Below are 26,084 nucleotides of genomic sequence, written 5' to 3' on the forward strand. Positions count from 1 at the left end.
CTCAAGGCGGACGCCGCGTCCACGGACGACGTTGCCCTGGATCAAGGCGGCACCCGGCCCCGGAGCATGATCTCTGACGGACGCCGCGCGCCGGGCGCGGCGTCCGCTGGGCGGCACTCAGCGGTGCCCGCCACGGATCACTCGGTGTGGTCTGCCGTGCAGGGCTTGGCGGGGACGCGGGCGGCGCGGAGGGCGGAACGCCGGATCTTGCCGGCGTCGTCGCGCAGCGGCTCGGTGACGAACTCGAACGTCTTCGGGATCTTGTAGGCCGCCAGCCGCTCGCGCAGGTGGGCCAGCACGGCCGCCTCGTCGACGTCGGCGTCGCCGTCGGCCTGGACGATCGCGTGCGGTGCCGAGCCGAGGTCGTCGTCGGGCAGCCCGATGACGGCGGACGAGCGCACGGCCGGGTGCTCTTCCAGAGCACTCTCGATCTCGGCCGGGTACACGTTCGAGCCGCCCACGAGGATCATGTCGGTGTCGCGGTCGGTCAGGTAGAGGTAGCCGTCGGCGTCGGTGTAGCCGAGGTCGCCCAGCCAGTCCCAGCGGCCGTCGCTGCGCGCCTCGGCGCCGATGTAGGTGTAGGTCGGCCCGGCGTCCGGGCGCATCCACACCTGGCCCACCTGGCCCGGCCCGAGCGGCCGGCCGGACTCATCGCGCACCTGGATGTCACCGGCCAACGGGCGGCCGACCGAGCCGCGGTGGGCGAGCCATTCGGTGCCGCTGATGCGAGTGGCGGCCTGAGCCTCCGTCCCGGCGTACAGCTCCCAGATCCGCTCCGGGCCGAGCCAGTCGATCCACGCCTGTTTGAGCCACGGCGCGATCGGCGCGCCGAGGTGGAACACCACGCGTAGCGACGACAGGTCCGTGGCCGTGCGGTCGGCCTCCGGCAGCCGCCAGATCCGATGCATCATCGTCGGCACGGCGTACATCCAGTCCACATGGTGCCGCTCGGCCAGCCGGAGCGTCTCCGCCGCGTCGAAGCGCTCCATCAGGACCACGTGCTTGCCGAACAGCAGCGCCGCGGTGAGGGACACGAAGGGGCCGTTGTGCGTCAGCGGCGCCGTGACCAGCGCCGCCCCTCTCTCTGACATCTGCGCGGCGAGACCGAACAGGCCCGCGCGCTCGGCGACGCCGGGCTCGACCGTGGCGATCAGCTTCGGGCGTCCGGTGCTGCCGCCGGACGTGAGGATCTTCCACGGCTGCGGGACGATGCCCGGCGGAGCGGACTCCGGCTGGTTCGCTCCCGCGGAGGGCGGGAGAGTGCCGGGGCCGGTGGCGGCGACCACGACCCTGGGCCGGGCCAGTTCGAGGACCGGCTCGCGCTCGGCGGCGGGCATCCGGTCGGAGACCGGGACCGGCGTGCCGCCGGCCTTCCAGGCGGCCAGCAGCGCGACGACGAAGTCGACGCCGTTCGGCAGGACGATCGCGACGCGGTCGCCGACGCGGACGCCGCGGTCCCGCAGTTCCCAGGCGAGGCGGTTGGCGCGCTCGTCCAGCTCTCGCCGGGACAGGGTGACCGTGCCGCAGGTCAATGCCGGCGTCTCGGGATCCGCCGCCACGAGCCGCGTCAGGGCGACGCCGAGCGGGGTTCCGGTGACTGCGGACATGAGGCTTCTCTTCCTTGCGGCTCTGGGCGGGGCCCACGTGCGGTGGGCTCACCGAGTGATGATCGCCGGGGGCGGGATGAATGGTGGCCCGTATGTTACTTCACGTAACATACGGTTCTCTTGTACGACGCTGTCAAGCGGTTCCGTGCACTTCCGTCGGGAATCGAGGCCGGTCAGCCCGTTGTCCAGTCGGCGTCCCGGAAGCCGTTCCACAGCAGGTCCGTCAGCTGATCGACGAGCTTATCCCGGCTGACGTGGCGCCGGTCGAGCCACAGGTCCGCGCTGCTGCGCACGAGCCCGACCATGGCGTGGCCCCAGGTCAGCAGGAGGACCTGCCGCTCGGGGCTCTTGTCCTTGTTCACCGATGACATGAAGCCCGCCAGGTCGTCGCCGATCAGGCGCATGAATGCGTCCAGGGCGTCACCGAGGGCCGGCGCGCCCTCGGCGCTGCCCCGGGTGAGGAAACGGTAGGTCTGCGGAGCATGGTCGATCCGCCGCAGGAACACCTCGATGGTGGCTCGGGTGCGTTCGCGCGGGTCCGCGTGGGCGCCCAGCGTCGCGTGCAACTCGGTGAGCAACGCGACGGCGAAGCGCTCGCCGACCGCGTGAGCCAGGCCGTTCTTGTCGCCGAAGTGACGGTAGACGATCGGTTTCGACACGCCGGCCTCGGCGGCGACGGCGTCCATCGAGACCTGGGGACCGTCGCGGGCGATGACCCGCTCGGCCGCGGCGAGCAGCTGGTCGCGCCGCTGGGCCCAGGGCAGGCGCTTGGTGGCAGGGGGGCCGTCGCCGACCGTCGCCGGTTCCACCGCGTCACCCCCTTCGGGTCGGTGCCCAAGAGTACGCAGGGGAGGGGGACGCGCGCGTACGGCCGCCAGGGCGGAAGGCCATCGCCGTTGTCGAGTCGGGCACCCTGACGCGGTTCGATGACGACTGCCGGCCGCACGTGTACCCGGCCGGCAATGCCCTGGTGGAGCCGAGCGGCCCTTGGGAGGTGCATCTCGGGCGCAACCTCGGCCGGACGCCGGTCGTGCTCTACGCCACCTACCTGAATCCGGTCGGCGAGCCGCTCGCGGTCCCCGCCGCGAACCCCGCATGCCCCGTGTCGTGACCGTGGCGGCCGGAGCCGCGCTCCGGCCGCCCTCCTCGTCCCACCGCCCGTCTCGTCGGGGACGCCGGCTCCGTCCGGCCCGCTCCCCTCGTCAAGGACCTCGGCTCCGTCGGGCCGCTCGTCTCGTCGGGGACGCGGGCTTCGTCAGGGCCGGGCGATCGGCTCCCAGACCGCGGCCAGCTGCCACGAGCCGTGGTCGCGGCGCAACTCGTACGTTGCCGGCGTCTGGCTGCCGGCGGCGCGGGCGCGCACCTGCCACAGCTGGGTGTCGACGTCATCTCGGGGGCGCTGGAGCCCGAGCATCTTGACAAACGTGATCACTTCGTAGCCGCGGCCGTCCCAGGTGAAGTGGGCCGGGCGATCGGCGAGGACCTCTACCTGAACCGGTTCGTCGTACACGCGCCGTCTCATGACCCCATTCTATTCGAACTGGTGTTCGAATAGCGAGTCCTGTGGTCACCTCCTCCGGCCGGCGCCCGGCGGGCGGAGGAGGTGACCCGGATTCAGGCGCTGATCACCGCACGGGCCTTCGCCGCCCGCACCGCCGCCGTGAGCGTCTCGATGTCGTACGCGCCGTGGTGCCGGCGGCCGTTGATGAAGAAGGTGGGAGTGCCGGAGACGCCGCTGAGATCGGCCGACTCCAGGTCGTCGGCGACACGGCCGGCGCCGGCGTGTTCGCGCAGATCCCGGCGGAAGCGCTCCACGTCCAGCTTGAGCTCCTCGGCGTACCGGATCAGGTCACGGACGCGCAGGTCGCCCTGGTGGTCCATCAGGATGTCGTGCATCTCCCAGAACGCGTCCTGCACGGCGGCGGCCTCGCTCGCCTCGGCGGCGAACTGCGCGTTGGGATGCACGTCGTGCAGCGGGAGATGCCGCCAGACGTAGCGCACGTCGCCGTACCCCGCCAGCAACTGGCGGACGACCGGCTCGGCCTGGCCGCAGTACGGGCACTCGAAGTCGCCGTATTCGACCACGGTCACGAGGGCGTCCTCCACGGGTCCCCGGATGTGGTCGCGTTCGGGGTCGACCGGCACCGCGAGGTCGACGATGCTCTCGGCGGTGCCGAACAGGGCCCGCAGGCGGATTCGCGACGGGAGCAGTCCGGCGATGCGGAACAGCAGCCAGGTCAGGATCGACGCGGCGAGCGCGGACGCGAGGATGCCGAGTTTCGCCTCCTCCAGTTCGGTGCCGGTGAAGGCCAGTGTCGCGATCAGCAGGGACACCGTGAAGCCGATGCCCGCGATCGTCCCGCCGCCCAGCACCGCGACCCAGCCGACCGGAGGCCGGACACGGCCGCGGCTCAGCCGGGTGACCAGCCACGTCGAGCCGGTGATGCCGAGCGGCTTGCCGACCACATACGCGAACAGGATTCCGAGGGTGATGGGGGAGGTGAACGCGCGGGTCAGCAGGTCGCCGCTGATGGTGATGCCCGCGTTGGCGAGCGCGAACAAGGGAACGATCAGATAGCTCGTCCAGGGGTGGTAGAGCAGCTGCAGGCGTTCGTTGGGGGAGATCGCCGAGGCCAGGCCGGTCCTCGCGGTCCGTGCCAGCTCGGCCGTCGGCTGCTCCCGGAACAACCGGAACAGGTCGCTGGCCCGCTCCAGATCCGTCCGCGCGGCCGGCGACGCGTAGGTGATCAGGCCCAACGCCAGGCCGATGACGACGGGCTCCACACCGGACTCGAGCATCGCCACCCACGCCGCCACGCCCAGCAGCGCGTACACGAGGCCGTATCGCACCCCCAGCGCGCGGGCGATCAGGATCACGGCGAAGATGGCGATCGCGACCAGCAGCGGCATGAACGCGACGTTCTTGCTGTAGAACACGCCGATGACCGCCAGGGCGACGAAGTCGTCGACGACCGTGACCGTGAGGAGGTAGGCGTGCATGCGCACGGGGAGCTTGGCGGCGGCCAGGCTGAGCATCCCCAGGGCGAACGCCGTGTCGGTCGACATCGCGATGCCCCAGCCGTGCGCGGCCGGGCCGCCGCCGTTCGCCACCAGGTAGATGGCGATCGGGACGATCATGCCGCCGACGCCCGCGATCACCGGCAGCACCAGCCGCCGGCGGTCGCGCAGCTCGCCCAGGTCGAACTCCCGGCGCGCCTCCAGGCCGACGACGAAGAAGAAGAACGTCATCAGACCGCTGTTCACCCACGTCCGCAGGTCCAGCGACACACCAGAACCGCCGACGTGGACGGACAGCACCGTGCGCCAGGCGCGGTCGTACGAGGAAGCGTCGACGTTCGCCCACACCAGCGCGGCGATCGTGGCGGACAGCAGCACGAACGCGCTGCCGGTCTCGGTCCGCAGGAATTCGCGCAGCGGAGTGTTGTTCCACGTCCAGACGGTCCGTCCCGAGAACGGGGCGGCCTCCCGAGATTCGGTCATACACGAATTCTCACGCAGGGCCGGAGCGGCCGGGCACGGCGGTGGGGTGGCGGGGCCGCGCCGACGGGCTCATTTCTGCAGCGGCGGCTGCGACAGGTCCTGCCAGCAGGTGGGCTCGACGGGCCACCGGTCGCCGCCCTGCGGGGTGGGCACGTGGGGGAGCGCGGCCCGAGCACGGCCGTCGTTCGCCTCCGTCGCGGCGGCGTGAAGCTTGTCCACCACCAGGCTCCGGTCGAAGACGTCCAGGTCGGGGTAGGGCCAGGCGTCCGCGCCCTTCTCAGCGGCCGGGATGAGGAAGTCGATCGCCTTCGGGATGCTGCCGCCGTTCGGAGCGGTGTAGGACCACAGGTCGACACCGACGCGCCGGGCCGTGTCGGCCAGGCGGCAGAAGGCCTGCGCGTTGAAGTTGGCGTAGTGCCAGGGCCGGGTGCGGCTCAGCTCACCCGGCTGGCTCCCGTCCGCGGCGATCTGCGGGTCGATCCGCTTGGCCTCCGCGCCGACGATCAGCTGCTTGGCGAGGTCGGTCCGCCCGATGTAGAGCGCGATCGCGGCGTCCTGCAGGTCCTTGAAGGTGCCGTGGTTGTTCTTGGTGGCGCTCTCGGCCTGACCGAACGGACTGGTCTGCATCCAGTCGAGGAAGCGGCCGAGCCAGTCGCGGATGCCCGCACGGTCGCGGGCCTTCCAGCCGGGCGCCCCGGAGTCGAGGATCGCCAGCGCGTCGATCACCTGCGTGATCGCCTGCGCGGACTCGATGATGCCGTAGTTGCGCCCCTGTGGGTTCGCGCCGCACGGGATCGCCTGGGCGTAGTCCATGTTCGGATTCATCCGCGTCGCTGGATCGAGGAACCACGTGCGGATGTCGAGCGCGGCGCGGCGGGCGTACGCGGGCCGGCGGGTGTAGAACCAGGCGAGGGACAGGTCGGAGATGGCGGTCCACGACTTGTGCAGGGTCGGCAGGTCGCCCGTGGTGGCCACGTCCGGCGCCCAGTGTCCGTCATGCTGCACGAACGGGCAGCCGTACGGGTTGTCGGGTGTCTTCGGCTCGCTGGGCCACCAGTAGGTGGCCAGACTGTAGTAGTCGTGCTCGTCGGCGCTGACGGTGGTGGCCTTGTCCATCACCGACCAGGGGCCGGCCCTCAGCTCGGCGTCGGCGGCGCGCGTCAGCGCCCCGAGCGCCGTCCGGAGCCGCCGGTCGGGCCGGGTGGCGAGCCGCTGCCGGATCCGCATGAGCCGCGCGCCGTCCAGCACGACGGTGCCCGGCGCACGGCCGTGGCCCGTGCGCGCGGCGACGGCGCCGTCCGACCGGGACGCCGAGGCGACGGTCGGCGTGGCGGCGAGCGCCGATGCCGCGATGGCGCTGAGAGCGACCAGCCGGCGCGTCCAGAGGCGTCGCATCGGACCTCCCGGGGTGAGGGGTGAACGTCCGCACACGAGGTTGACTCACCGCAGGGTCGATGGTCAAGCCATACATCGGATGTATCTTCGCCAAGTCGGGGCGCTGATGACCTCGGATCGCCCTTGGTTCGCTATAAAGAGAGGATGTCTGGATCGTCGGCCGACGGTCTCTCGTCCTCCTCGCGGAGGATGCGGCGGGCCGTTTCGGGGTGGCGGCGGATCAGCTCGGTGAGCTGATCGACCTCGGACCAGTGCGCGACGCCGACGACCGGGACGCTCGCCAGCGTCGCCCGGAAGTCGTCCAGTGCCGCCTGGATCCGATGGAGCCGGTCGGTGTCCTCGTCGCCCATAAACCCCGCCTGTCATCCCCCCTGAGGCGGTGGCGCGGTTCCCCGCCGCGCCACCGCCCCCCGAGCGCTCGCTCCGTACCCCGCGAACCCGCCGAACACGTGGCCGCCGGAGGGCGCCCGGCATCTGCGTGAGTAGCGTATCAGCTTCATAGAGCGGTGTAGCGCGGCAGACCGCTACCTGTGGGTTTGTGCTGCTGAAGGCTGCTCTAATGTGATTCTCGTGAGCGACGAGAAGCCGGTTTTCGACGGATCTGACCCGGAATACCGCTACAAGCAGGTCGCGGACCACATCGCGAAGCGCATCGACGAAGGCGAGCTGCGGGCCGCCACACGGCTGCCCGGGGAGCGCGACCTCGCGGTGGAGTACGGCGTGGCGCTCGGCACCGCGCGGCGCGCCATCCGGGACCTGCGGGAGCGCAAGCTGGTCATCACCCTTCCGGCGAAGGGCACCTACATCCGCGCGCCGAAGAAGGAGGAGGACGGCGACGCCGGGTGAGGACTACCCGGCGGGGACCGCGATCTGGATCTCGGTGGCGGACGCGTACCCGCCACCGGCCCGTTACGCCGAGCAGCTGCGCGGGCGAGTAGAGCGCACAAAGACCGCGTCCTGCAACGGCGCTGCCGGCCAGCAGTTCACGTTCCACGGCGCGTTCCTGGTGATCAACGACCTGTGTGCGGCCAACTCCGGCGGCAAGATCGCGCTCAAGGCACGCACCGGCGGACCGTCGCAACAATGGTCGATCAATCCGAACGGCACGATCTCGGATATCCAGACAGGACAGAAGTGCTTCCGTGCGTCGGGCGGCAACGTGGTCGCGGGCGGCTGCTCGGGTTCGGTGAGCCAGTGGACGTTCACCCCGTCGGCGACGACCGGAGAGGGAACGACCCCGGCGACGCGGCCCACACCGGTTCCGACGACGCGACGGTGAGCTGATCGACCGGCTCGGTCGGGGCGGAAGGGAGACAGCCGCCCCGGGACTCCGGGCACGTCTGGACCAGGAGGTCTCTTCGCGCTCTCGCCGCAGCGACGAGGGCCGTGGCCGTTGCGCGACAGAGGCCGTCGGGGTCACCCGCCGGCGGAGTAGACGACGTTCTCGGCCGGTATGCGCACCGTGATGCGCCGTTCGGTGGGCGTGCGGTACGGGTAGGTGTCGACGCCGAGGTACTTCTTGGCGAGGCCGTCGATGACCCCGTCGGCGCCCTCCTCCTCCAGCCGGGCCTTACCGGAGACGCTGACGGCGTGGAAGCCGTCGTTCGGGTCGAGCACGCTGATCGAGACGCGGGGGTCCCGGCGCAGGTGCCGCTCCTTCGCCCGCCCGATCGCGGTGTTGAAGATGACGTCGTCCCCGTCGACGTCGACCCAGACGACGGTGCTGTGCAGGGACCCGTCGGGGCGGACGGTCGTCGCCCACGCGTAGTAGGGCTTACGGAGCAGTTCCTTGGCGTCGTCGCTCAGTCCGGACATGTCCGTCTCCAGTCTGTCGTCGATGGCATGACGGAGGCCGCGGTCCGGAGGGCTTTCCGGCCACCCGGATCACTCCCACCAGAACGACCATATCGGGCTGCCGCAGATCTGCTCCGCGTGCCCCTCCAGGGTTCCCGGCCCCTGCAAAATGATCTCCGGACAGAACGTCCAGTGCTCGGCCGCCACGTGCAGGGCGTGCCGGAAGGTGGTCGGCGGCGCGGAGACGCTCAGTTCCAGCGTGTTGAAGCCGACGCCGATGAGCCGTGCTCCGAACCGGTCCTCCCAACTGCGCACCACCGCCGACAGCGGTGCGGTCCAGGGATTGTGGTGACGGGCACCCTGCCAGCCCATGACGGTGAGCGCGTCGGCACCGCGGGCGACGGGCACCAGCCCCAGGGGACGTCCGCCGAGGAGTTCCACGCACTGGTCGGCGAGGGCGTCCGGATCATCCCGCCGTTCAACCGATGGGGCAGGGCCGGGGGAGTAGCGGCCGAAGGGGGCGATGTCCGCGGCGGGGTCCTCCCACTCGGCCCAGATCTCGGCCATGAACGCGGCCGCGTCATAGTTGTCGATCTCATCGACGGGTTCCGGCGCGATCTGTCCGGTCGACCACGGCTGTGTGGCGTCCTCCAGCATCACCGGCCACAGGCCCGAGGTGTGGTGTTCGGCGCGCAGCCGCGACCACAGGGCGCACGGCACCGGTTCGTCGCTGACCCAGAAGGCGGGCCCCTTGGCCGGCTGGTGCTGGGGGTATCCCGGATCCGGCCACACCACGTATCCGGACGGGAGTGTTACGGACAGTGTCCGGCTGGTACCGCCATCAGGGAAGAGTTCAGCCACTTCTGGCGGCAGCCGTTCGTGATAATCCATCGCAGTCGCTCCGGCACCGAGCGGATCCCGGCGCTGCGGAGATCGTAGTGCGGCCGGGCGCCCGGCGTGCGGGCGGCCCGGCCGCTCAGTGCCCGTGGACGGATCCGGCCGGACGGGACGCCGACCGGCCGGATCCGTCCGGCGAGGTCAAGCGAGGCGTTCCCCGGCCGGCCGCGTTGGACCACGGCCGTTCTCGGCCGAGGATGAGCCGGCTCGGCGTCTCAGCCGGCCTTGGCCGCGGCGGCCGCCGTGCTGGCGCTGAACACCGGCAGGTATCCACTCGAGTGGCCGGTCGCCGTCGGGTGGTACGAGTCGCCGATCGGGATGGTGACCGAGTGGAGCCAGCCGTCGCCCGAGCACAGCTCGTGTCCCGAGAACTGACCGCGCACGTCGGCGAAGCCGAACCCGGCGTCGGCCGCGGCCTTGCCGATCACGGTGTCGAGCTCGGTGGCGGCGGCGTTGAGGGCGACGTGCTTGGTGTGGCTCATCCCGACGCAGTACGTGTCGTTGGTGATGTACAGGCGCGGGTAGTCGAGTACGACGAAGTGGGAGTTCGGCGCCTTGGACCGCATCGTGGAGTACAGGGTGCTCAGGCGGCCCGGGAGTTGGGTGTCGACGAAGTTCTTCGCGTTGTTGACCGCGGTCGTGCAGCTGGAGTCGGAGCCCAGGACGCAGGTCTGCATGACGCTGCTGAAGCCGGCGTCGTTACCGCCGATGGTGATGCTCACCAGCGAGGTGCTCGAGCTGAGCGATCCGAGCTGCTTGTTGAGCACGTCGGTGGTCGTGGCGCCGGAGCAGGCGGCGAATTTGAACGAGGCGGGCGAGTGCGCGGCGGCCCACTTGGCGGGGTAGGCCTTGCTGCTGCGCTGACAGGCGCTGTCCAGGTCGTAGGAACCGGTGCCGGTGCCCGACGAGTAGGAATCGCCGAGCGCGACGTAGTTGACGGTGGCGGCCGAGGCGGAGGCGGCGGCAGCGCCGATCACGGCGGCCGAGAGGGTCACAGCGCATCCTGCGGAGACGACAAGGCGGGGGAGTTTCATCGACTCTCCTGATTGGGGGACGGAGGCTCGACCTACTCAAGCACCGAAATCCCCGTTTGAGGAGGAGCCGAAATCGGCCATTTTCATGACCGATTCAGTCGTTGACATCTAACGAAACGACTGTCAGATTTGTTGCCTATTGTCCCAGGGGCGTGGCTCAGGCGAGGGCGACCTGAGAGCCGCGGCCGAGTGCTATCAGCGCGAGATTCCGCAGCGACACGGAGCCGGGCCGCAGGTAGTCGCTGTGCTCGGCGGCCCCCGCCGCGAAGACCCGCGCGCCGAACTGCGGCGACACCGGGTCGGTGCCGAATCCCAGGCCGAACATCCGCACGTGCGGGACGAGTCGCATCCAGTCGTTCGCGCCGCGCGCCGCCCACACGCGCGCCCGCGTGCCCAGCCCGGCGGCACTGGACGTCGACATCCCCGGGCTGCCGAAGGCCACCACGTCGCTCACCGGCAGGCCCCTGACGGCCTCCCCGCACACGACGGATCCGTAGCTGTGGCAGACCAGGGTCGTACGGGCCGAAGGGTTCAGACGGTGGACGTCGGCGACGAAGCGGCGCAGCCGCGCCGCCCCGGTGTCGGCGCGGAAGTCGGTGATGACCCCGGCGCTTGTGACCTTGGGCGGGCTGTAGCCCAGCCAGGCGATCACGGCCAGGTCCGTGCCCGGCTCGATCCGCCGCGCCTGGTCCAGCAGCGCCCGCGCACCGCCGCCGGGCGTGGCATAGGGACGGTGCCCGCGGACGTCGAACGTCGTCAGGGTCGTGTCGGCGCCCGGCACCAGGATGGCCACCCGGCGAGCGTGGGCCAGGTCGCCGAGGACCTCGACGCCGCGGCCGGTGCCGCGCGCGTCGAAGGACAGGAACTGCCGTCCGGGCGCCAGCAGGTGGCTCAGCGACCCGGCCATGGCGAAGTCCTGGATCCGGCGGGCCGTCTTCAGCGCCTGCCCGATCGCCCGGCGGTTCACCTTGTAGCGGGCGGCGAGGGTCGACACCGACAGGGCCGGCAACGCGCCCGGCCTGGCGTACATGTTGACGCGTCCCGCGCCCAGCGTCGTCACCCAGACCGCGATGACCACCGCGACGGCCGCCAGGCACCTGCTCAGTCCGCGGGTACGAGGCAGACGAGGCGTGATCATACGGGGGACCCTCCAGGGAGAAGCATGAACGGCGGAGCGGGGAACCGGATCCTGGCGGAGCCGGGTTCACACCCCGCCGGCCGGTCTCTGGGAGAGAGCCCCCACGCGGCACCGGGCCACAGCATAGGTCACGTGAAAAAGTGACGAATACCGTGGTCGGAGCCACCGGAAGGTGAGACGGGCGGCGGGGGTGCGTTGTTCGCCCGGCCGCCCGACCGATCTTATTGGACCAGCGTCCAGGAGGTGGGGGACGTGTCCGGGGCGGCCGACGAGCTGCCGCGCGTCGCCCGGTAGATCTCACCCTGGTGGTCCACCAGGGCGCCCGCCGGGTACGCCGTGCCCGCCTGCCACACCGGCAGGCCGACCGTCGAGATCCGGCTGGTCCGCCCGTCGGCGGCGCGGGTGCGCAGCAGCACGGTCGGTCCGGCCTTCACCGGGCCGCCGTACCGCTTCCAGGAGACGCCGTCGGCGGAGTACTCGATCGCCAGGCCCGGGTTCCGGACGTTCGCGGTGAGCGTCCCGCCCTGCACCTGCCCGCCCGGCAGCGGGATCCGGTAGTTCACGCCGACACCCGGCAGCCCGACCGGCTTGTAGAACGACAGCAGCGGGAACGTCACCTGCCCGAGCGTGTTGTCGAACACGTTCCACGCCGCCGGCATCTGGGCGGTGTTCGGCGTGTCGCGGTTCCAGGCGCGCTCGGCGACACCGAGGAGCTTAGGGAACGCCTGGTACTCCCGTATCTCCTGCGACTTGCCGTTCTCGGCCCACAGCTGGGCCTCCATCCCGAGGATGTTCTTGCGGCCCTCGGGCGTGAGCTTCTCCCAGCTCGGATCCGGCGTGAACGGGTTGCCCCACCGGTCCTGGGTGGCGCTCGCGTACACGTCGTACGGCTGGTACGTGAAGGTGTTCTTCTCGTCGACGTAGTTGGCCCAGTAGTAGCCGGGCTCGTCCGGGTCCTTGTTGTAGGGCATGTCCATGTACAGGTTGGTCGCGTGCGCGAGGATCACCGGCTGCCCGTTGTTGGCGAAGTGGTACGCCCAGGCCTCCCGGCCCCAGCCCCAGACGTTCTGCCAGGGCAGCGCGATGAAGTGGTCGAGCTTCAGCGTCCGTGGGTCGTCACGGACGACGTCCTCCCACCCGGCGGTCGTCGGCGCGGCCGTCAGCGCGATCTGGTTCCACTTCGTGAAGAAGTAGTTCATCAGCGCGGCGTCGTCCTTGCCGGCGGTCTGCGGGTTGCTCTTGCACGCGGGCGAGCCCTGCCAGCGGTTGGGCCCTGGCGGCTCGTCGCCGCCCAGGTTGAACGTGCCCAGCGGCGCGCCCGCCTTGGCGTACAGGCCCTTCACCTCGGTCACGACCTTGGAGAGGAACGCGTACGTGCTCGGCAGGCACGGGTTGGCCAGGTTGTCGGTGTAGCCCTGGACGCTGGTGTGCTGGGAGGTGTCCTTCGGGTCCAGCAGGCGGTACGTCGCGTCCCCGGTCGACTGGTACCGGTGCTCCATCGACTGCACCGCCGCCCGCGCGTGCGCCGGGAAGTCGAACTCCGGGACGACCTCGATGTGCCGCCGGGTCGCGTACTTCAGGAGCTCGCCGAAGTCCGCGGTCGTGTAGTAGCCGCTGCCCTTCCCGACGAAGTTCAGCGTGTCCTGCTCGAAGCCCTGGTACGCGGGCTTGCGTCCCAGGTTGGCCTCCGTCTCGCTGCGGGCCTTGCCGGTCACGCCGTCGCCGGCCCCCAGGTCGTTGCCCGATCCCATGCCCTGGTGCAGCTGCTTCGTCTGGCCGGTGTCCAGCCCGCGGTGCGCGCCGAAGCCGGTCAGCTCCGGCAGGCCCGGGATCTGCAGCCGCCAGCCCTCGTCGTCGCTGAGGTGGAAGTGCAGCCGGTTCAACTTCAGGTACGACATCAGATCGAGGAACTTCTCGATCGTCTGCTTGGTCTCGAAGTGGCGCGCCACGTCGATGCCCAGTCCGCGGTAGCCGAACAGCGGGGCGTCGGCGATCGTCGCCGACGGAAGGGCGATCTTCGACGGCCTGGCCCCGCGGGCCGCCGCCTCGTACGCCGACACGGGGATGAGCTGTCGCAGCGTCTGCACGCCGTACAGCACGCCGGCCGCGTCCGTGCCGACGATGTCCACCCCGGTGGCGGCCGAGCGCAGGGTGTAGCCCTCGGCGTCCGCCTTGCCGTCATGGTCGACGTCCAGCTTCGGGTCGACCGACAGCCGGATGACGGCCCCGCCCTTGCCTCCGCGGCCCTTGATCACGTCGCCGAGCGCCGAGCGCAGGTAGCCGGCCTCTCCGGACAGCGCGGCCGGGTTGCGGATCGTCGTCCGCCCGTCGATCGTCACCGTGCCCTGGCCGGCGGTCGCCGACAGCGGCTGCGGCAGCAGCCGCTGCTTGAGGGCCAGGTTCGCCCGCTGCGCGGTGTTGTCGGCGAACCGGATCGCCGCGGTCTGTACGGGGCGGTTGTCGCCGGAGAACGCCTTGGTCTGCTTCGGGTCGGCCGGATCGAGCAGCGTCTTGGCGGGCACCCACTCGGCGGGCCCGCCGTCGAAGGAGATGCTCCATCCCGCGGGCGCGTCGGTCTTCTGGACCGCCCACAGCTCGATGTTGATGTCGATCTGGCGGCGCTCGCCCGGCCCGAGGGGCTTGAATCCGCTGGTGGGCTTCAGGACGTACAGGTCACCGCTCTGCGCGTTGTCGGCGTGGGCCACGGACAGGCCCTGGCCGGCCAGCTGCGCACGCGCCGTGTCGCCCGCCGTGCCCGGCAGGACGGCGGCGGGCCTGCGTACGGAGTTGAAGTACAACGCCCAGTTCCCGCCGAGGGAGCACCGGCCGCCCCGGTTGGCCAGTGTGAGACGGGCGAGGAAGTACTGCGCGTCGGTGACGGTGTGGTCGATCGGCTGGAAGGTGACGGACAGGTCCCGCCCGCGGGGGTGACAGGCACTGGTCACCGCGTGCGCGGGAGCCGTGGTCAGGACGAAGGATGAGGCCAGCGCCGTCGCCGCAAGCAGGCGGAGCGCTGCCGATCTGATCGGGGTGCTCATAGGGAAAAGGTCGCTCTCCTGGGAGTTCGGTGGGAGCCATCGTCGCCGGATGGCAGGACGTGCGGAAGGACTTAGCGGGGCGGGGAGACGGGGTCAGGGACCGTCGCGAGGCCAGGGTTCAGACACAAATAGGAAACTAACCTGTTTATTTCTCTGGGCGCAATGAGTCCGCTGACCTCGTTCGGCCATGAAGGTTGAGGTCAGGACCTCTGACCGGTGGGGTCAGCCGTGCCCCCACACTAGGCTCGGAGGCGTGATCAACGGCGCACGAGACGAGGGGACCGCTCCGCGCGGTGACGACCACCCGCCTGCGGCGCGGGAGAGCGCCGGCCGTAGTGCGACGGCGGGGAACCACGCCTCCCCGCGACGGCCGGACGCGGCGTCGAGTGTCCGGGCGGGCCGTGATCCGCGCCGCCGCAGGGCCCTGCTGGAGGCCGCCGACCGGATCATCCTCCGCGAGGGACCGGAGGCGTCGATGGCCGCGATCGCCTCCGAGGCCGGCATCAGCAAGCCAATCCTCTACCGGCACTTCGGCGACAAGTCCGGTCTCTACCAGGCCCTCGCCGAGCGGCACACGCGGGCGCTGATGGACGCCGTCCGCACCGCCTTCCTACGGCCCGGCGACATTCGCACACGCTCCCGTGCGGCGATCGACACCTACCTCGCCGCCATCGCCGCCAACCGGCACCTCTACCGATTCCTCGTGCACCGGGCCAGCGCCGAGGACACCGCCACGCACAGCGCGATGGGCACGGTCATCCGCGGCCTCGGCGGCGAGATCGCCGAGATCCTCCTTCGGGAGGGCCTGCTGCCCGACCCGGTCCGCGTGCACATCTGGAGCCACGCCACGGTCGGCATGGTCCAGGCGGCGGGGGAGTGGTGGCTGGACCACCCCGAGGTCCCCCGCGAGACCGTCACCGACGGCATCGTCGACCTCCTCCTCGACGGCCTCCCCGAGGCCACCCGCCGCTGAGAGACCCCGACCGCCTCACGGCTCGTCGGTGGACGCGGCAGGCAGGTCGAGCCCGGCGAACGCCCACTCGGCGTACGTCACCAACTGCGGATCCGATCTGATGTAGTCCGGGTGGAAAGTCCGGATCGTCGGATTGAACCCGTCAACAGCGGCGGCAACGTCCGTACATCCCGGCGGTGGCGTGCAGAAGGCTCGGTCAGCGGGACGCAGTCCATGCCGCGAATGGGATGAAGTATGGCAACCACGGCCTCTATGGGGCCGGTTGTCGAGACTTCTGCACGCGTCAGCGGCGGCCGTTCCCGGGATCCTCGATCTGAATGGCGACGGCCGCCCCGTGAGGGACGGCCGCCGCGGTGTCGGGGGCGACAGGGTTAGGCGAGCTCCGCCTCGATCTCACGGGTGCCCGTCGTGACCTTCGGATCGCCCTCGTCGGCGTAGTAGTCGTCCGGGCGGGTGGCGTCGACGCCGTCGGCGGCCTTGACCGCCTTGAGGACGAGCGTCGCGATGACGCCGACGACCAGGTTCACGAGCAGCGCGAGAATGCCCGTGTACACCGTCACCTTCGTGTCGAACCCGAGGTCGCTCAGCGGGTATGCCGAGCCGCCGAAGTGCGCCTTGTGCGTTGTCGGGTTCGGGATGCGGTACAGCATCCACAGGCCCGCCGCCAGGCCCGCGGCCCAGCCGGCCATCAGCCCGCCCCGGTGGAACCACCGGGTGACCAGGCCGAGCCCGACCGACGGTAGCGTCTGCAGGATGATGACGCCGCCGATCAGCTGCAGGTCGATGGAGAACTGCGGGTCGAGCAGCAGGATGCACGCGACCGCGCCGACCTTGACGACCAGCGAGACCAGCTTGCTGACCTTCGCCTCCTCGGCCTCGCTCGCGTCCCGGCGGAAGTACTCCCGGTAGATGTTGCGGGTGAAGAGGTTGGCCGCGGCGATGGACATGATCGCCGCCGGGACGAGCGCGCCGATGCCGATGGCCGCGTACGCCACGCCGGTGAACCAGCTCGGGAACATGTGGTCGAACAGCAGCGGGACGATCGTGTTGCCGTCGGCCTTGCCCTTGGCGGTGATCGGCTTGATGCCCGCCGCGATGGCCATGAAGCCGAGCAGCGCGATGAGCCCGAGCACGAAGCTGTACGCCGGCAGCGCGGCCATGTTCCGCTTGATGACGTTGCGGTTCTTGCTGGCCAGCACGCCGGTGACGCTGTGCGGGTACAGGAACAGTGCCAGCGCCGAGCCCAGCGCGAGCATCGCGTAGTTGAGCTGGTTGTTCGCGTTGAGCAGGGTGCCGTCCGCCGGGGCGGGCGTCTTGTCGAACTTCGCCTGCGCCGCGCCGAAGACGTGTCCCCAGCCGCCCAGCTTGTGTGGGATGTACAGCACGGCCACGATGATCACGAGGTAGATCAGCGCGTCCTTGATGAACGCGATCAGCGCCGGCGCCCGCAGCCCCGACTGGTAGGTGTAGGCCGCCAGGATCGCGAACGCGATGATGATCGGCAGGTGGCCGGTCACGCCCATGGCCTTCAGCGTCGCCTCGATGCCGACGAGCTGCAGGGCGATGTACGGCATGGTCGCGACGATGCCGGTGATGGCGATCAACAGGGCGAGCAGCGGCGAGCCGAACCGCGCGCGGACGAAGTCGGCGGGCGTGACGAAGCCGTGCACGTGCGACACCGACCACAGGCGGATCAGCACGAGGAAGACCAGCGGGTAGACGACGACCGTGTACGGCACGGCGTAGAAACCCGCCGCGCCCGCGCCGAAGACCAGCGCGGGAACCGCGACGAACGTGTATGCGGTGTAGAGGTCGCCGCCGATGAGGAACCAGGTGATCCACGAGCCGAAGCTGCGGCCGCCCAGGCCCCACTCGTCGAGGCTGTGCATGGTGTCCGGGCGGCGCCAGCGGGCGGCGACGAAGCCCAGCGCGCTGACGAGGACGAAGAGGACACCGAAGACGATGATCTCGGTGAGGTGTCGGCCGGTCATCGTGTCAGCCCTCCTTCTTGCCGGAGCCGCGCCGCGTCATCAGGTACACCACGGTCGTGCAGCTGACGCCGAGGATGATGAACGCGAACTGGGCCCAGTAGAAGAACGGGAATCCGGCCAGCCGTGGCTTGTCCTTGTTGAATAGGAATGTCAGGAGCGGCACGACGACCGGAAGGACGAGCAGCCAGTTCCAGGGGCTGCGGTCGCCGCGGCGCGGCCTGGTGTTGGTCTCGGCCAACGGTCCTCCTCATTGGGGCGAAAGCACGCGACAAGGCCGTCCTTGGGGCATTCTGGACGGCCTTAATGGGATTTCTTAACACAAATTTCACCAGAGCCGGGTCTCGGTTCGGTCTCGGCACCGTACGGCTTCGGACTCCGCGCGCCGCCGAGCCGTACACTCCGCGCCGCCCCGGGCTACGGTGGTGCGACGCTCCATCCGTGCGTCGGGCGGCGACGAGGCGCGTACGCGGCGCCGTGCCCGTCGAGGCGGGTGCTCGCCGCCCAGCCGCGTCGGTGGCGTGGCCCGTCACGACCGGGTAGCCTTCGACCTATGCGAACCCAGCCGATCCAGTGGTGGTGGCGCCGCTAGGCGGCGCGGGTTACGCATTCTCTGACACCGCAACGACCGCCTTCGTCCGGCGGTCGTGTCACATATCCGCCGGAGAAGGCCCGATATCGAGGGGCCGATCGTGCAGACGACGACCGAGTATGTGACGGCCGGCGGCGTACATGTCACACGTACCGCCACGCCGGTGGACTCCGCGCGCAAGACCGACGCGCTCGACGCGCTCGTCCAGGCAGTGGGGGAGCGCCGAGGCGGCGTGCTCAGTTCGGGCATGGAGTATCCCGGCCGGTACAGCCGGTGGCACATGGCCTACGTCGACCCGTGCCTGGAGATCGTCGCGCGGGGCCGCCGGCTCGCGGTCCGCGCGCTGAACGACCGGGGTCGCGTGCTCCTGCCCGCCGTGTCCGAGGCGGTCGCCGCCACCGGCGAGCCCGCGGACATCCCGGACGGCATCGAGGTCTTCGTGCCCTCCACCGACGAGGTGTTCACCGAGGAGGAGCGCAGCCGCCGGCCCACCGTCTTCACCGCGCTGCGGGCCGTCACCGACCTGTTCCGCGGCGAGGACCCGCACCTCGGCCTGTACGGTGCCTTCGGCTACGACCTGGCGTTCCAGTTCGAGCCCATCCGGTTGAACATCGACCGTCCGTCCGACCAGCGTGACCTCGTCCTCCACCTCGCCGACGAGATGATCGTGGTGGACCGCAAGCGCGAGACCTCGGCCCGCATGGTGTACGACTTCGAGATCGGCGGCGTCAGCACGCGCGGCATGCCGAGGCTGACGAAGCCGACCCCCGTCCCGCGGGCCGGCGAGCTGCCCCCGCAGCCGACGCCGGGTGCCTACGCCGAGGTCGTCCGCGAGGCGAAGGAGAAATTCGTCCGCGGCGACCTGTTCGAGGTCGTCCCTGGCCACGTCATGTACGGGCCGTGCGACTCCCCGGCGGCGTTCTTCGAGCGGCTCCGGGTCACGAACCCGGCCCCGTACGAGTTCTTCTTCAACCTCGGAGAGGGGGAGTACCTCGTCGGCGCGTCCCCGGAGATGTTCGTGCGCGTCACCGGCGACCGCGTCGAGACCTGCCCGATCTCCGGGACGATCCGGCGCGGCGGCGACCCCCTCGAGGACGCCGACAACATCCGCGAGCTGCTGAACTCGGCCAAGGACGAGTCCGAGCTGACCATGTGCACCGACGTCGACCGCAACGACAAGTCGCGCGTCTGCGTCCCCGGCAGCGTCAAGGTGATCGGCCGGCGGCAGATCGAGATGTACTCCCGGCTGATCCACACCGTCGACCACATCGAGGGCCGGCTGCGCCCGGGCTACGACGCGCTCGACGCGTTCCTCACCCACATGTGGGCGGTCACCGTGACCGGCGCGCCGAAGACCTGGGCGATGCAGTTCATCGAGGACCACGAGGAGACGCCGCGCCGCTGGTACGGCGGCGCCGTCGGCTGCATCGCCTTCGACGGCTCGATGAACACCGGCCTGACGCTGCGCACCGCGCAGATCCGCGACGGGGTCGCCGCCGTACGGGCCGGGGCGACCCTGCTGTACGACTCCGACCCCGACGCCGAGGAGCGCGAGACCTATCTCAAGGCCCGCGCGCTGCTCGAGGCCCTGTCCCCGTCCGGCGCGGATCAGGCCGCCGCCGGCGCAGCGGCGCGAGAGCACGCCGGCGAGGGGCTGACCGTCCTGCTCGTCGACCACCAGGACTCCTTCGTCAACACCCTCGCCGACTACTTCCGGCAGCAGGGCGCGGACGTGACCACGCTGCGGTTCGGCTTCCCCGACAAGATGCTGGACGAGATCCGGCCCGACCTGGTGGTGCTGTCGCCCGGCCCCGGCCGGCCGTCGGACTTCGACACCGCGGCCCTGCTCGACGCCGTCTACGCCCGCGACATCCCGGCGTTCGGCGTCTGCCTCGGCCTGCAGGCCATGGTCGAGCACGCCGGCGGCGAGCTCGCCCTGCTCCCCGAACCGGCGCACGGCAAACCGGGCCGCGTGGCGGTCGGCGGTGGCGACCTGTTCACAGGGTTGCCCGCCGAGTTCACGGCGGCCCGCTACCACTCGCTGCACGCCAAGGCGGATCAGGTCCGCGGCGAATTCGTGGCCACCGCGATGCTCGACGACGTCGTCATGGCCATCGAGGACCCGGTCAAGCGGCGGTGGGCGGTGCAGTTCCACCCGGAGTCCATCCTCACCGCGACCGGGGAGACCGGGCACCGGATCGTCAGCAACGTGCTGCGCCTGTGCCGCAAGGCCCCACGCTGACGACCGCGACGTGAGGAGGGCGGTCGGCAGCCGAGCAACGCCCTCTGGCGTGCCTCTGGCACGACGAAGGCCGCCTGCGGAGGGAGCGAGGACGGGCGAGCGGCTCAGGGGCGGCTCCCGCCTGGCGGTGCCCGGGGCCGGCCGTGCGGCATGGGCGGCCCCGGGCCCGGGAATTGATCAGGCGTGAAGGCCGGTGACGCGTTCGACGAGGCCCTGGCGATGCCGCTCGTCGACCAGCACTGCCACGGCGTACGCCGCGACGAGCTCACCCGCGCCGCCTTCGAGGGACTCATCACCGAAGGCGGTCCGTCGCCGGCTGGGACCACGCACTTCGACAGCCCGGTCGGCCTGGCGGTCCGCCGCTGGTGCGCGCCCGTCCTCGGCCTCGAACCGTACGCCGCTCCCGACATCTACCTCGACCGGCGGGCGGAGCTGGGGGCCGAGGAGGCGAACCGGCGGCTGCTCCGCGTCGCCGGCATCGCCGACTTCTGCGTCGACACCGGCCTGGCCGGCGAGGATTTGCTGACTCCCGCGGAGATGGGACGCCTCGGCGAAGCCAGGGCGCACGAGATCGTGCGGATCGAGGCGGTGGCCGAGGAGGTGGCCGTCCGCAGCCCTCCGGCGACGGCGTACGCCGCCGAGCTCACCGACGCGCTCGCGCGCCGTGCGGACCGGGCCGTCGGGTTCAAGACGGTCATCGCCTACCGGATCGGCCTGGACTTCGACCCGCGCCCGCCCGGGCCACGGGAGGTCACGGCGGCCGCGGCGCGGTGGCTCGGCGGGTCCGGACGGCTCACCGACCCGGTGCTGCTGCGGCACGCCCTGTGGGCCGGAGCCGAGATCGCCGGCGACCGCGGGCTGCCGCTGCAGGTCCACACCGGGCTCGGCGACACGGACCTGTCACTGGCCCGGGCGAACCCCGCGCTGCTGACCGACTTCATCCGGGCGGTGCCCGCGTCGATCGTGCTCCTGCACTGCTACCCGTACGTCCGGGAGGCCGCCTATCTGGCCGCGGTGTTCCCGCACGTGCACGCCGACATCGGGCTGACCGTCACCTACACCGCCGCGTCGTCGGCGCGGGTGATCGCCGAGGTCCTGGAGCTGGCGCCCTTCCACAAGATCCTCTTTAGCACCGACTGCTACGGCCTGGCGGAGCTGTGCCACCTCGGCGCCCACTACCACCGGCAGGGCCTGGCCACGGTCCTCACCGAGCGCTCGGGGGAGTGGTCGCCGGCCGACGCCGTCCGCATCACACGCCTGATCGGTGCCGACAACGCACGCCGCCTGTATCCGCTGAACGGATAGCGCGAAGTGATCGGGGTGTTCGTCCTGCAGGTTTGTGGGCTCAGTCGAACATCGCATCGATCGAGTTGATCGTGGCGGCGCGCTCCACCCAGGTTTCGAGCACGGCGAGATCGGTGCACCCGGTGATGCGCTCACGTACCTCGTCGGAGACCGGAATGCCCCGCGCCCCGAGCACCTTGAGGATCGCCGTCGACTCCCCCTCGGCCTTGCCCTCGGCCTTGCCCTCCGCCTTGCCCTCCGCCTTGCCTTGGGCGACGTACCTGCGTGCGAAGTCGCTTTTGTACTCGTATGTTTCGCTCAACATCATTTTCTCCAGCTCCTTCTTCGCGATCTGCGGAAGGACCGCGCACACGATGTCAATGTACAGTTTGGCGCGCTCGTCATCGATGGAGGCCGCTCCCGCGAGCAGCGCGTCGAACACCTCGTGCCGCTGTGGCCCCATGCCGTGTGTCATGGCCGACAGCGTCGCGAGCTCGGGGGAGCGCACGGCATCCTGCCGGTCGGTCACGACAGGGATGGCGCTTGGCCCGAGCACCAGCGGCGTCAGCGTCCAGCCGGGATGCCCGAGGTCGATGGGTTGCGCGCACCAGTCGCCCACCCTCGAACTGAGGCATATGACCAGCAGGATCACCGGGCAGCGCTTCCGCGCGCGCAGACCGGCAAGGTAGACCGGCCAGCTCCAACGTTTGTCCGGGTCGCGCTTGCGCTGTACCTCGACCACCACGGTCAGCACCGGATCGCCGGACTCGTAGGTGACGACCTTGTCGGCGCGGAATTCGGCCGGATGCCACTCGGTGAGGTCTCCCGACTCGATGCGCGCCTTGTCGTAGGCGGGAACCGGGACATTTAATGCGTTTTGGAGGACTTCTGCTGCGAGGTCGGGGCGATTTTCGAAAAGCATCGTGAGCGCTTCGTGTTCCAGGGATGGCATGGCCGGAACTTTAAACATGTATTGCCATCTCCGCGAATTGATCAGTTGCCAATCACCATAATTTCCGGTTCGGTATTTTATGTGGCGTTATAGCGGGCTTATTTCGACGCGGTTGTCGTGGAAGACGGCGCCGCCGCCCATGTCGGAGTCGCGCTCGTCGACGGTGGCGTTCACGGTCGCGCCGCCGTTGAACTTCGCCCAGTGCCCCTTCGACGTCGCCGCCACGCCCGGCCGTACGCGGTCGGACACCTGCGCGACGGCCTCGAACGATCCTCGGTCGTTCGACACCCGGATGGGCGCCCCGTCGGTGATGCCGCGCGTGGCGGCGTCGTCCGGGTGCACGGTGACCGTCGGCGCTCCCGAGCGCCGGCGCAGCTCCGGGTTGTTGCCGAACGTCGTGTTGAGGAAGTGGTGCGACGCCGCCGAGATGAGAACGAGCCCGTCACCGGGGTCGGCCGGCGGCGTGTAGCCGGGCAGCGGGTCGTGTCCGGCCCGCGTCGCCCGCTTCGAGAAGAACTCCAGCCGGCCCGACGTCGTGGGGAACCCGTCGGCGAAGGGCAGGAACGGCCGGGCGACGTTCAACCGGGCGAACCCCTCCTTCCGCAGCGCCTCCACGGTGATCCCGGCGAGCGACGGGTGCGGGAAGTCGATCAGCTGCCGGGCCAGGTCCTCGTCGGAGTCGTACAGGCTCGGCTCGGTCAGGCCCATCCGGCGCGCCAGGCGGCGGAACGTCTCCGACGTGGACAGGCACTCGCCCGGCGGCGCGACCGCCGGTTCGTTCCACACGAGGTACAGGTGTCCGTACCCGGCGATGACGTCCAGGTGCTCGGTCTGCATCGTCGCGGGCAGCACGATGTCGGCGTAGTCGGTCGTGTCGGTCGGGAAGTGTTCGAGGACCACGGTGAACAGGTCTTCGCGCGTCAGGCCCCGGCGCACCTTCGTCTGGTGCGGGTTGCTGCCCACCGGATTCGCGGCGATGACGAACAGCGCCTTGACCGGCGGGCCGTCCACGTCGAGCAGACCCTCGCCGAGCCGCGTCATCGACAGTGTGCGCACCGGGTGCGGTAGCAGGTCGATCCGCACCAGACCCGGCAGGTTCAGCTTGAAGTGCCCGCTCGTCGAGTAGCACAGCCCGCCGCCGGGCAGTGCCCAGTCGCCGGTCACACCCGGCAGGCAGGCGAGCGTGCGCAGCGCCATGCCGCCGCCCGCGTGGCGCTGCATGCCCTGCGTGGCGCGGATCGCGGTCGGCCGGGTCCGGGCGATCCGCTCGCCGAGCGCGACGATGTGCTCCTCCGGCAGACCGGTGATCTCCGCGACGCGGGCGGGCGGGAACTCCTCGATCCGGGCCCGGAACTCCTCCCAGCCCAGGGTGTGCCGGTCGATGAACTCCTGGTCGTGCGCGCCCAGCCGCACGATCACGTGCATCAGCCCGAGGGCCAGCGCCGCGTCCGTGCCGGGCAGCGGGGCCAGGTGCTCGTCGGCCTGCGCCGCCGTGCGGGTGCGTACCGGATCGATCGCGACGACGTACGCGCCGTCGCGCCGGGCGTCCTGGATGAACTTCCACACGTGGTGACCGCTGGTCAGCGGGTTCGTGCCCCACAGCACGATCAGCTTCGAGCGGGCGAAGTCCTCCGGGTCCATGCCGCCGGCCGTGCCGAGGGTGTACTTCAGCCCCCTGCTGCCGGCGATGGAGCAGATCGTCGGATCGTGGATCGACGCGCCGAGCACGTTGAAGAAGCGGCGGCCGGCGAAGCCCTCCAGGCCCTGGATGTAGCCGAGGGACCCGGTGCCGTGGAACGGCCAGATCGCCGGCCCGCCGTACGTCTGCCGGATCTCACCGAGCCGGGAGGCGATCTCGTCGAGGGCCTCGTCCCAGCTGATCCGCTCGAACCGGCCCTCGCCCTTGCGGCCGACGCGACGCATCGGATGCAGGATCCGGTCGGTGGCCCTGGTCTGCTCGAGGTACCGGTTGACCTTGACGCACAGCGCCCCGCGGGTCACCGGGTGGGCCGGGTTGCCCCGCATGCCCACCGCCTCGCCGTCCTCGACGCTCACCACCCAGGAGCACGCGTCCGGGCAGTCCAGCGGGCACGCGCCCCAGACCTTGTTCAAACCTCTCCCTCGAAGTGTTCGGCCAGATAGGCCTCGATGTCGGCGCCGTCGGGAGCGGCGAGCACATGCCGCACCCAGGCACGCCGCTCGAAGTCGGTGACGGCGAGCTCCCGCGCGGACCCGATGGCGGGGGTCGGGTGCGGCCGCATGGCGCCGAGCCGGTTCGGCAGCGCGGAGAAGATGCGCTGATGGATCTCGTTCTCCCCGGCCCACCAGTCGTACAGCACGAAGGCGTAGCCGGCGGCCTCGTGGACGACGACGAAGCCGACGCCGTACCGGTCGATGTCGTACGGATCGTCGCCGCCAGTGTGCGCCGCCGGGTGCGGCAGCGCCGTGGGGACCAGCAGCTCGGCGGTCCTCACCAGCTCGGGCCGGGGACCCTCGCCGTCCGCGGCGATGCCGTAGAACTTCAGCCGCCAGCCGGCCGACTCGTGCAGCTTGAGGAAGCTGATCGGCCGGGGCCGATAGGCGCCGGTCCTGGTGATCGTGGTCTCGGTCACGGCTCCTCCTGGGACAGGGGCTCCCCATAGTTATACCCGTCATCACCGTCGCGATAAGACGGCCCTTACAGGCCGATCGCCGGCGGTCGGCGGGTGGTACCCGCCGTGGAGGCGGCGCATCCCCTCTAGGCTTAGATCCCATGAAGAGCGTTGAACCCGAGGTCTACCTGGTCGCACGTCCCGAGCTCGACTACGACGAGGTGGCGCGCTACCTCGCCGAGGTGGGGGGCGAGGGCTGGCTGGAGCGACTCGACCGCGGCGATCTCGACGCGGAGCTGAACGACCCGGAGAACCTCGCGGAGTTCGCCGGACGGCTGTGCTACCGCTCCTGGGAACCGGGCCTGAACCCGAACGTGACGAGGGTCCGCACCGACCATGCGGCCTACCTGGAGAACATCCTCCGTAGTCTGCACGGCTCGGTGCTCGAACACGTCAGCTTCTCCTTCGTCCTGCACAACACCAGTCGTGTCCTGACTCACGAACTGGCTCGGCACCGGCCCGGCGTTGCGATCTCGCAGGAGTCGCTGCGCTTCGTAAGGCTCCAGGAGATCCCGTTCTGGTTCCCCGAGTGGGCGCAGGCGGACGCCGAACTGATGAAGCGGGCCACGGCCGTCCTCAGCCAGCTGGAGGAGTTCCAGGGGTGGATGGCCGAGCACTTCGGCCTCGACGACGAGGGCGTGCCGTTCGCCGAGAAGAAGCACAAGACCAGCTTCATGCGCCGGTTCGCGCCGGAGGGCGTCGCCACCGGCCTGGTCTGGACGGCGAACGTCCGCACGCTCCGGCACGTCATCGAAGCCCGTACGGCGGCGGGCGCCGAAGAGGAGATCCGCCTGCTCTTCGGCAAGGTGGCCGAGCTCATGCGCAAGGAGGCCCCGTCCCTGTTCGGCGACTACGCCGTCGAGGACGGCGCCTGGACCCCGAAGTGGCGCAAGGTCTGACACCGGTGTGCTCGCGTGATCATTGATCTTCTCGCGCGAAGGCAGGGCCCGTGAGTCGTCTCCCCCGCCGCCTTGCGGTGGTCTCCGCGTCGGTGCAGG

Annotated in this window: 22 protein-coding genes; 6 read left to right on the forward strand and 16 right to left on the reverse strand. The window is 70.5% G+C overall.

The annotated features are described in order from the left end of the window. Positions 1–137: 137 nt before the first annotated feature. The 6 genes from NE236_RS00345 to NE236_RS00370 all read right to left on the reverse strand — a co-directional run bounded on the left by NE236_RS00345 (position 138) and on the right by NE236_RS00370 (position 6,853). Positions 138–1,607: an AMP-binding protein gene (locus NE236_RS00345; RefSeq protein ID WP_252839714.1), complete on the reverse strand. Its 1,470-nt coding sequence runs from the start codon at positions 1,605–1,607 to the stop codon at positions 138–140. A 173-nt stretch (positions 1,608–1,780) separates the two neighbouring features. Further along, positions 1,781–2,416, reverse strand: a complete 636-nt coding sequence (locus tag NE236_RS00350; protein ID WP_252839715.1) for a TetR family transcriptional regulator — start codon at positions 2,414–2,416, stop codon at positions 1,781–1,783. Between the two features lie 446 nt (positions 2,417–2,862). Then, positions 2,863–3,129, reverse strand: coding sequence for a hypothetical protein (locus NE236_RS00355; RefSeq protein WP_252839716.1), 267 nt, complete (start codon positions 3,127–3,129; stop codon positions 2,863–2,865). Positions 3,130–3,221: 92 nt separating this feature from the next. Further along, positions 3,222–5,108 carry a Na+/H+ antiporter NhaA gene (gene nhaA / locus NE236_RS00360; protein ID WP_252839717.1) on the reverse strand — a complete coding sequence of 629 codons (1,887 nt, stop codon included), beginning with the start codon at positions 5,106–5,108 and terminating at the stop codon, positions 3,222–3,224. Between the two features lie 69 nt (positions 5,109–5,177). Beyond that, positions 5,178–6,503: an alginate lyase family protein gene (locus tag NE236_RS00365; RefSeq protein ID WP_252839718.1), complete on the reverse strand. Its 1,326-nt coding sequence runs from the start codon at positions 6,501–6,503 to the stop codon at positions 5,178–5,180. 131 nt (positions 6,504–6,634) lie between these two features. Beyond that, complete coding sequence (locus NE236_RS00370; protein WP_252839719.1) at positions 6,635–6,853, reverse strand: hypothetical protein; 219 nt, start codon at positions 6,851–6,853, stop codon at positions 6,635–6,637. A gap of 220 nt (positions 6,854–7,073) precedes the next feature. Between NE236_RS00370 and NE236_RS00375 the strand changes: the two genes are divergently transcribed. Next, positions 7,074–7,349: a GntR family transcriptional regulator gene (locus NE236_RS00375; RefSeq protein WP_252839720.1), complete on the forward strand. Its 276-nt coding sequence runs from the start codon at positions 7,074–7,076 to the stop codon at positions 7,347–7,349. Positions 7,350–7,383: 34 nt separating this feature from the next. Then, on the forward strand, positions 7,384–7,782 hold the full coding sequence (locus tag NE236_RS00380; RefSeq protein ID WP_252839721.1) for a ricin-type beta-trefoil lectin domain protein: 399 nt from the start codon (positions 7,384–7,386) through the stop codon (positions 7,780–7,782). Positions 7,783–7,919: 137 nt separating this feature from the next. On the opposite strand, the gene NE236_RS00385 is transcribed toward NE236_RS00380, so the two are convergent. From NE236_RS00385 to NE236_RS00405, 5 genes are all read right to left on the reverse strand, one after another. Then, positions 7,920–8,318 (reverse strand): TIGR03618 family F420-dependent PPOX class oxidoreductase, encoded by a 399-nt coding sequence (locus tag NE236_RS00385; RefSeq protein ID WP_252839722.1) that lies wholly within the window; start codon positions 8,316–8,318, stop codon positions 7,920–7,922. A gap of 69 nt (positions 8,319–8,387) precedes the next feature. Beyond that, a complete protein-coding gene (locus NE236_RS00390) occupies positions 8,388–9,092 on the reverse strand; it encodes a DUF4253 domain-containing protein (RefSeq protein WP_252839723.1) in 705 nt (234 codons plus the stop codon). A gap of 317 nt (positions 9,093–9,409) precedes the next feature. Beyond that, positions 9,410–10,189 (reverse strand): SGNH/GDSL hydrolase family protein, encoded by a 780-nt coding sequence (locus tag NE236_RS00395; RefSeq protein ID WP_308209031.1) that lies wholly within the window; start codon positions 10,187–10,189, stop codon positions 9,410–9,412. 196 nt (positions 10,190–10,385) lie between these two features. Next, positions 10,386–11,366: an alpha/beta hydrolase gene (locus tag NE236_RS00400; protein WP_252839725.1), complete on the reverse strand. Its 981-nt coding sequence runs from the start codon at positions 11,364–11,366 to the stop codon at positions 10,386–10,388. Between the two features lie 221 nt (positions 11,367–11,587). Continuing rightward, complete coding sequence (locus NE236_RS00405) at positions 11,588–14,404, reverse strand: family 20 glycosylhydrolase (protein ID WP_252839726.1); 2,817 nt, start codon at positions 14,402–14,404, stop codon at positions 11,588–11,590. Between the two features lie 253 nt (positions 14,405–14,657). On the opposite strand from NE236_RS00405, the gene NE236_RS00410 reads away from it, so the two are divergent. After that, a complete protein-coding gene (locus NE236_RS00410; protein WP_308209032.1) occupies positions 14,658–15,377 on the forward strand; it encodes a TetR family transcriptional regulator in 720 nt (239 codons plus the stop codon). A gap of 371 nt (positions 15,378–15,748) precedes the next feature. Here NE236_RS00410 and mctP read toward each other — a convergent pair whose 3' ends face one another. After that, entirely contained in the window at positions 15,749–17,368 is a 1,620-nt protein-coding gene (gene mctP / locus NE236_RS00415; protein WP_252839727.1) for a monocarboxylate uptake permease MctP, read from the reverse strand. 4 nt (positions 17,369–17,372) lie between these two features. Continuing rightward, entirely contained in the window at positions 17,373–17,606 is a 234-nt protein-coding gene (locus NE236_RS00420) for a DUF3311 domain-containing protein (protein WP_252839728.1), read from the reverse strand. A 451-nt stretch (positions 17,607–18,057) separates the two neighbouring features. Here NE236_RS00420 and NE236_RS00425 point away from each other — a divergent pair, with 451 nt between their 5' ends. Together NE236_RS00425 and NE236_RS00430 are read left to right on the forward strand one after the other, a co-directional pair. Further along, positions 18,058–20,199, forward strand: coding sequence for an anthranilate synthase component I (locus tag NE236_RS00425; protein ID WP_372494202.1), 2,142 nt, complete (start codon positions 18,058–18,060; stop codon positions 20,197–20,199). A 183-nt stretch (positions 20,200–20,382) separates the two neighbouring features. Beyond that, positions 20,383–21,504, forward strand: a complete 1,122-nt coding sequence (locus tag NE236_RS00430; RefSeq protein WP_252839729.1) for an amidohydrolase family protein — start codon at positions 20,383–20,385, stop codon at positions 21,502–21,504. Positions 21,505–21,544: 40 nt separating this feature from the next. Here NE236_RS00430 and NE236_RS00435 read toward each other — a convergent pair whose 3' ends face one another. From NE236_RS00435 to NE236_RS00445, 3 genes are all read right to left on the reverse strand, one after another. Continuing rightward, positions 21,545–22,435, reverse strand: coding sequence for an RpnC/YadD family protein (locus NE236_RS00435; RefSeq protein ID WP_252839730.1), 891 nt, complete (start codon positions 22,433–22,435; stop codon positions 21,545–21,547). A gap of 87 nt (positions 22,436–22,522) precedes the next feature. Further along, a complete protein-coding gene (locus NE236_RS00440) occupies positions 22,523–24,547 on the reverse strand; it encodes a molybdopterin-containing oxidoreductase family protein (RefSeq protein WP_252839731.1) in 2,025 nt (674 codons plus the stop codon). Further along, the gene (locus NE236_RS00445; RefSeq protein WP_252839732.1) at positions 24,544–25,047 is read right to left on the reverse strand and encodes a hypothetical protein; all 504 of its coding nucleotides are present in this window, start codon (positions 25,045–25,047) and stop codon (positions 24,544–24,546) included. The genes NE236_RS00440 and NE236_RS00445 overlap by 4 nt, the downstream gene beginning before the upstream one ends. A gap of 140 nt (positions 25,048–25,187) precedes the next feature. On the opposite strand from NE236_RS00445, the gene thyX reads away from it, so the two are divergent. Further along, a complete protein-coding gene (thyX, locus tag NE236_RS00450; RefSeq protein ID WP_252839733.1) occupies positions 25,188–25,985 on the forward strand; it encodes an FAD-dependent thymidylate synthase in 798 nt (265 codons plus the stop codon). Positions 25,986–26,084: the final 99 nt, after the last annotated feature.

Source organism: Actinoallomurus purpureus, from assembly GCF_024055795.1.
Lineage (GTDB): Bacteria > Actinomycetota > Actinomycetes > Streptosporangiales > Streptosporangiaceae > Actinoallomurus > Actinoallomurus purpureus.

Coding starts and splice junctions, on each gene's coding strand:
- thyX (WP_252839733.1), top strand. CDS start 25,188: ATGAAGAGCGTTGAACCCGAGGTCTACCTGGTCGCACGTCCCGAGCTC.
- NE236_RS00405 (WP_252839726.1), bottom strand. CDS start 14,404: ATGAGCACCCCGATCAGATCGGCAGCGCTCCGCCTGCTTGCGGCGACG.
- nhaA (WP_252839717.1), bottom strand. CDS start 5,108: ATGACCGAATCTCGGGAGGCCGCCCCGTTCTCGGGACGGACCGTCTGG.
- NE236_RS00365 (WP_252839718.1), bottom strand. CDS start 6,503: ATGCGACGCCTCTGGACGCGCCGGCTGGTCGCTCTCAGCGCCATCGCG.
- mctP (WP_252839727.1), bottom strand. CDS start 17,368: ATGACCGGCCGACACCTCACCGAGATCATCGTCTTCGGTGTCCTCTTC.
- NE236_RS00345 (WP_252839714.1), bottom strand. CDS start 1,607: ATGTCCGCAGTCACCGGAACCCCGCTCGGCGTCGCCCTGACGCGGCTC.
- NE236_RS00435 (WP_252839730.1), bottom strand. CDS start 22,435: ATGCCATCCCTGGAACACGAAGCGCTCACGATGCTTTTCGAAAATCGC.
- NE236_RS00355 (WP_252839716.1), bottom strand. CDS start 3,129: ATGAGACGGCGCGTGTACGACGAACCGGTTCAGGTAGAGGTCCTCGCC.
- NE236_RS00370 (WP_252839719.1), bottom strand. CDS start 6,853: ATGGGCGACGAGGACACCGACCGGCTCCATCGGATCCAGGCGGCACTG.
- NE236_RS00385 (WP_252839722.1), bottom strand. CDS start 8,318: ATGTCCGGACTGAGCGACGACGCCAAGGAACTGCTCCGTAAGCCCTAC.
- NE236_RS00400 (WP_252839725.1), bottom strand. CDS start 11,366: ATGATCACGCCTCGTCTGCCTCGTACCCGCGGACTGAGCAGGTGCCTG.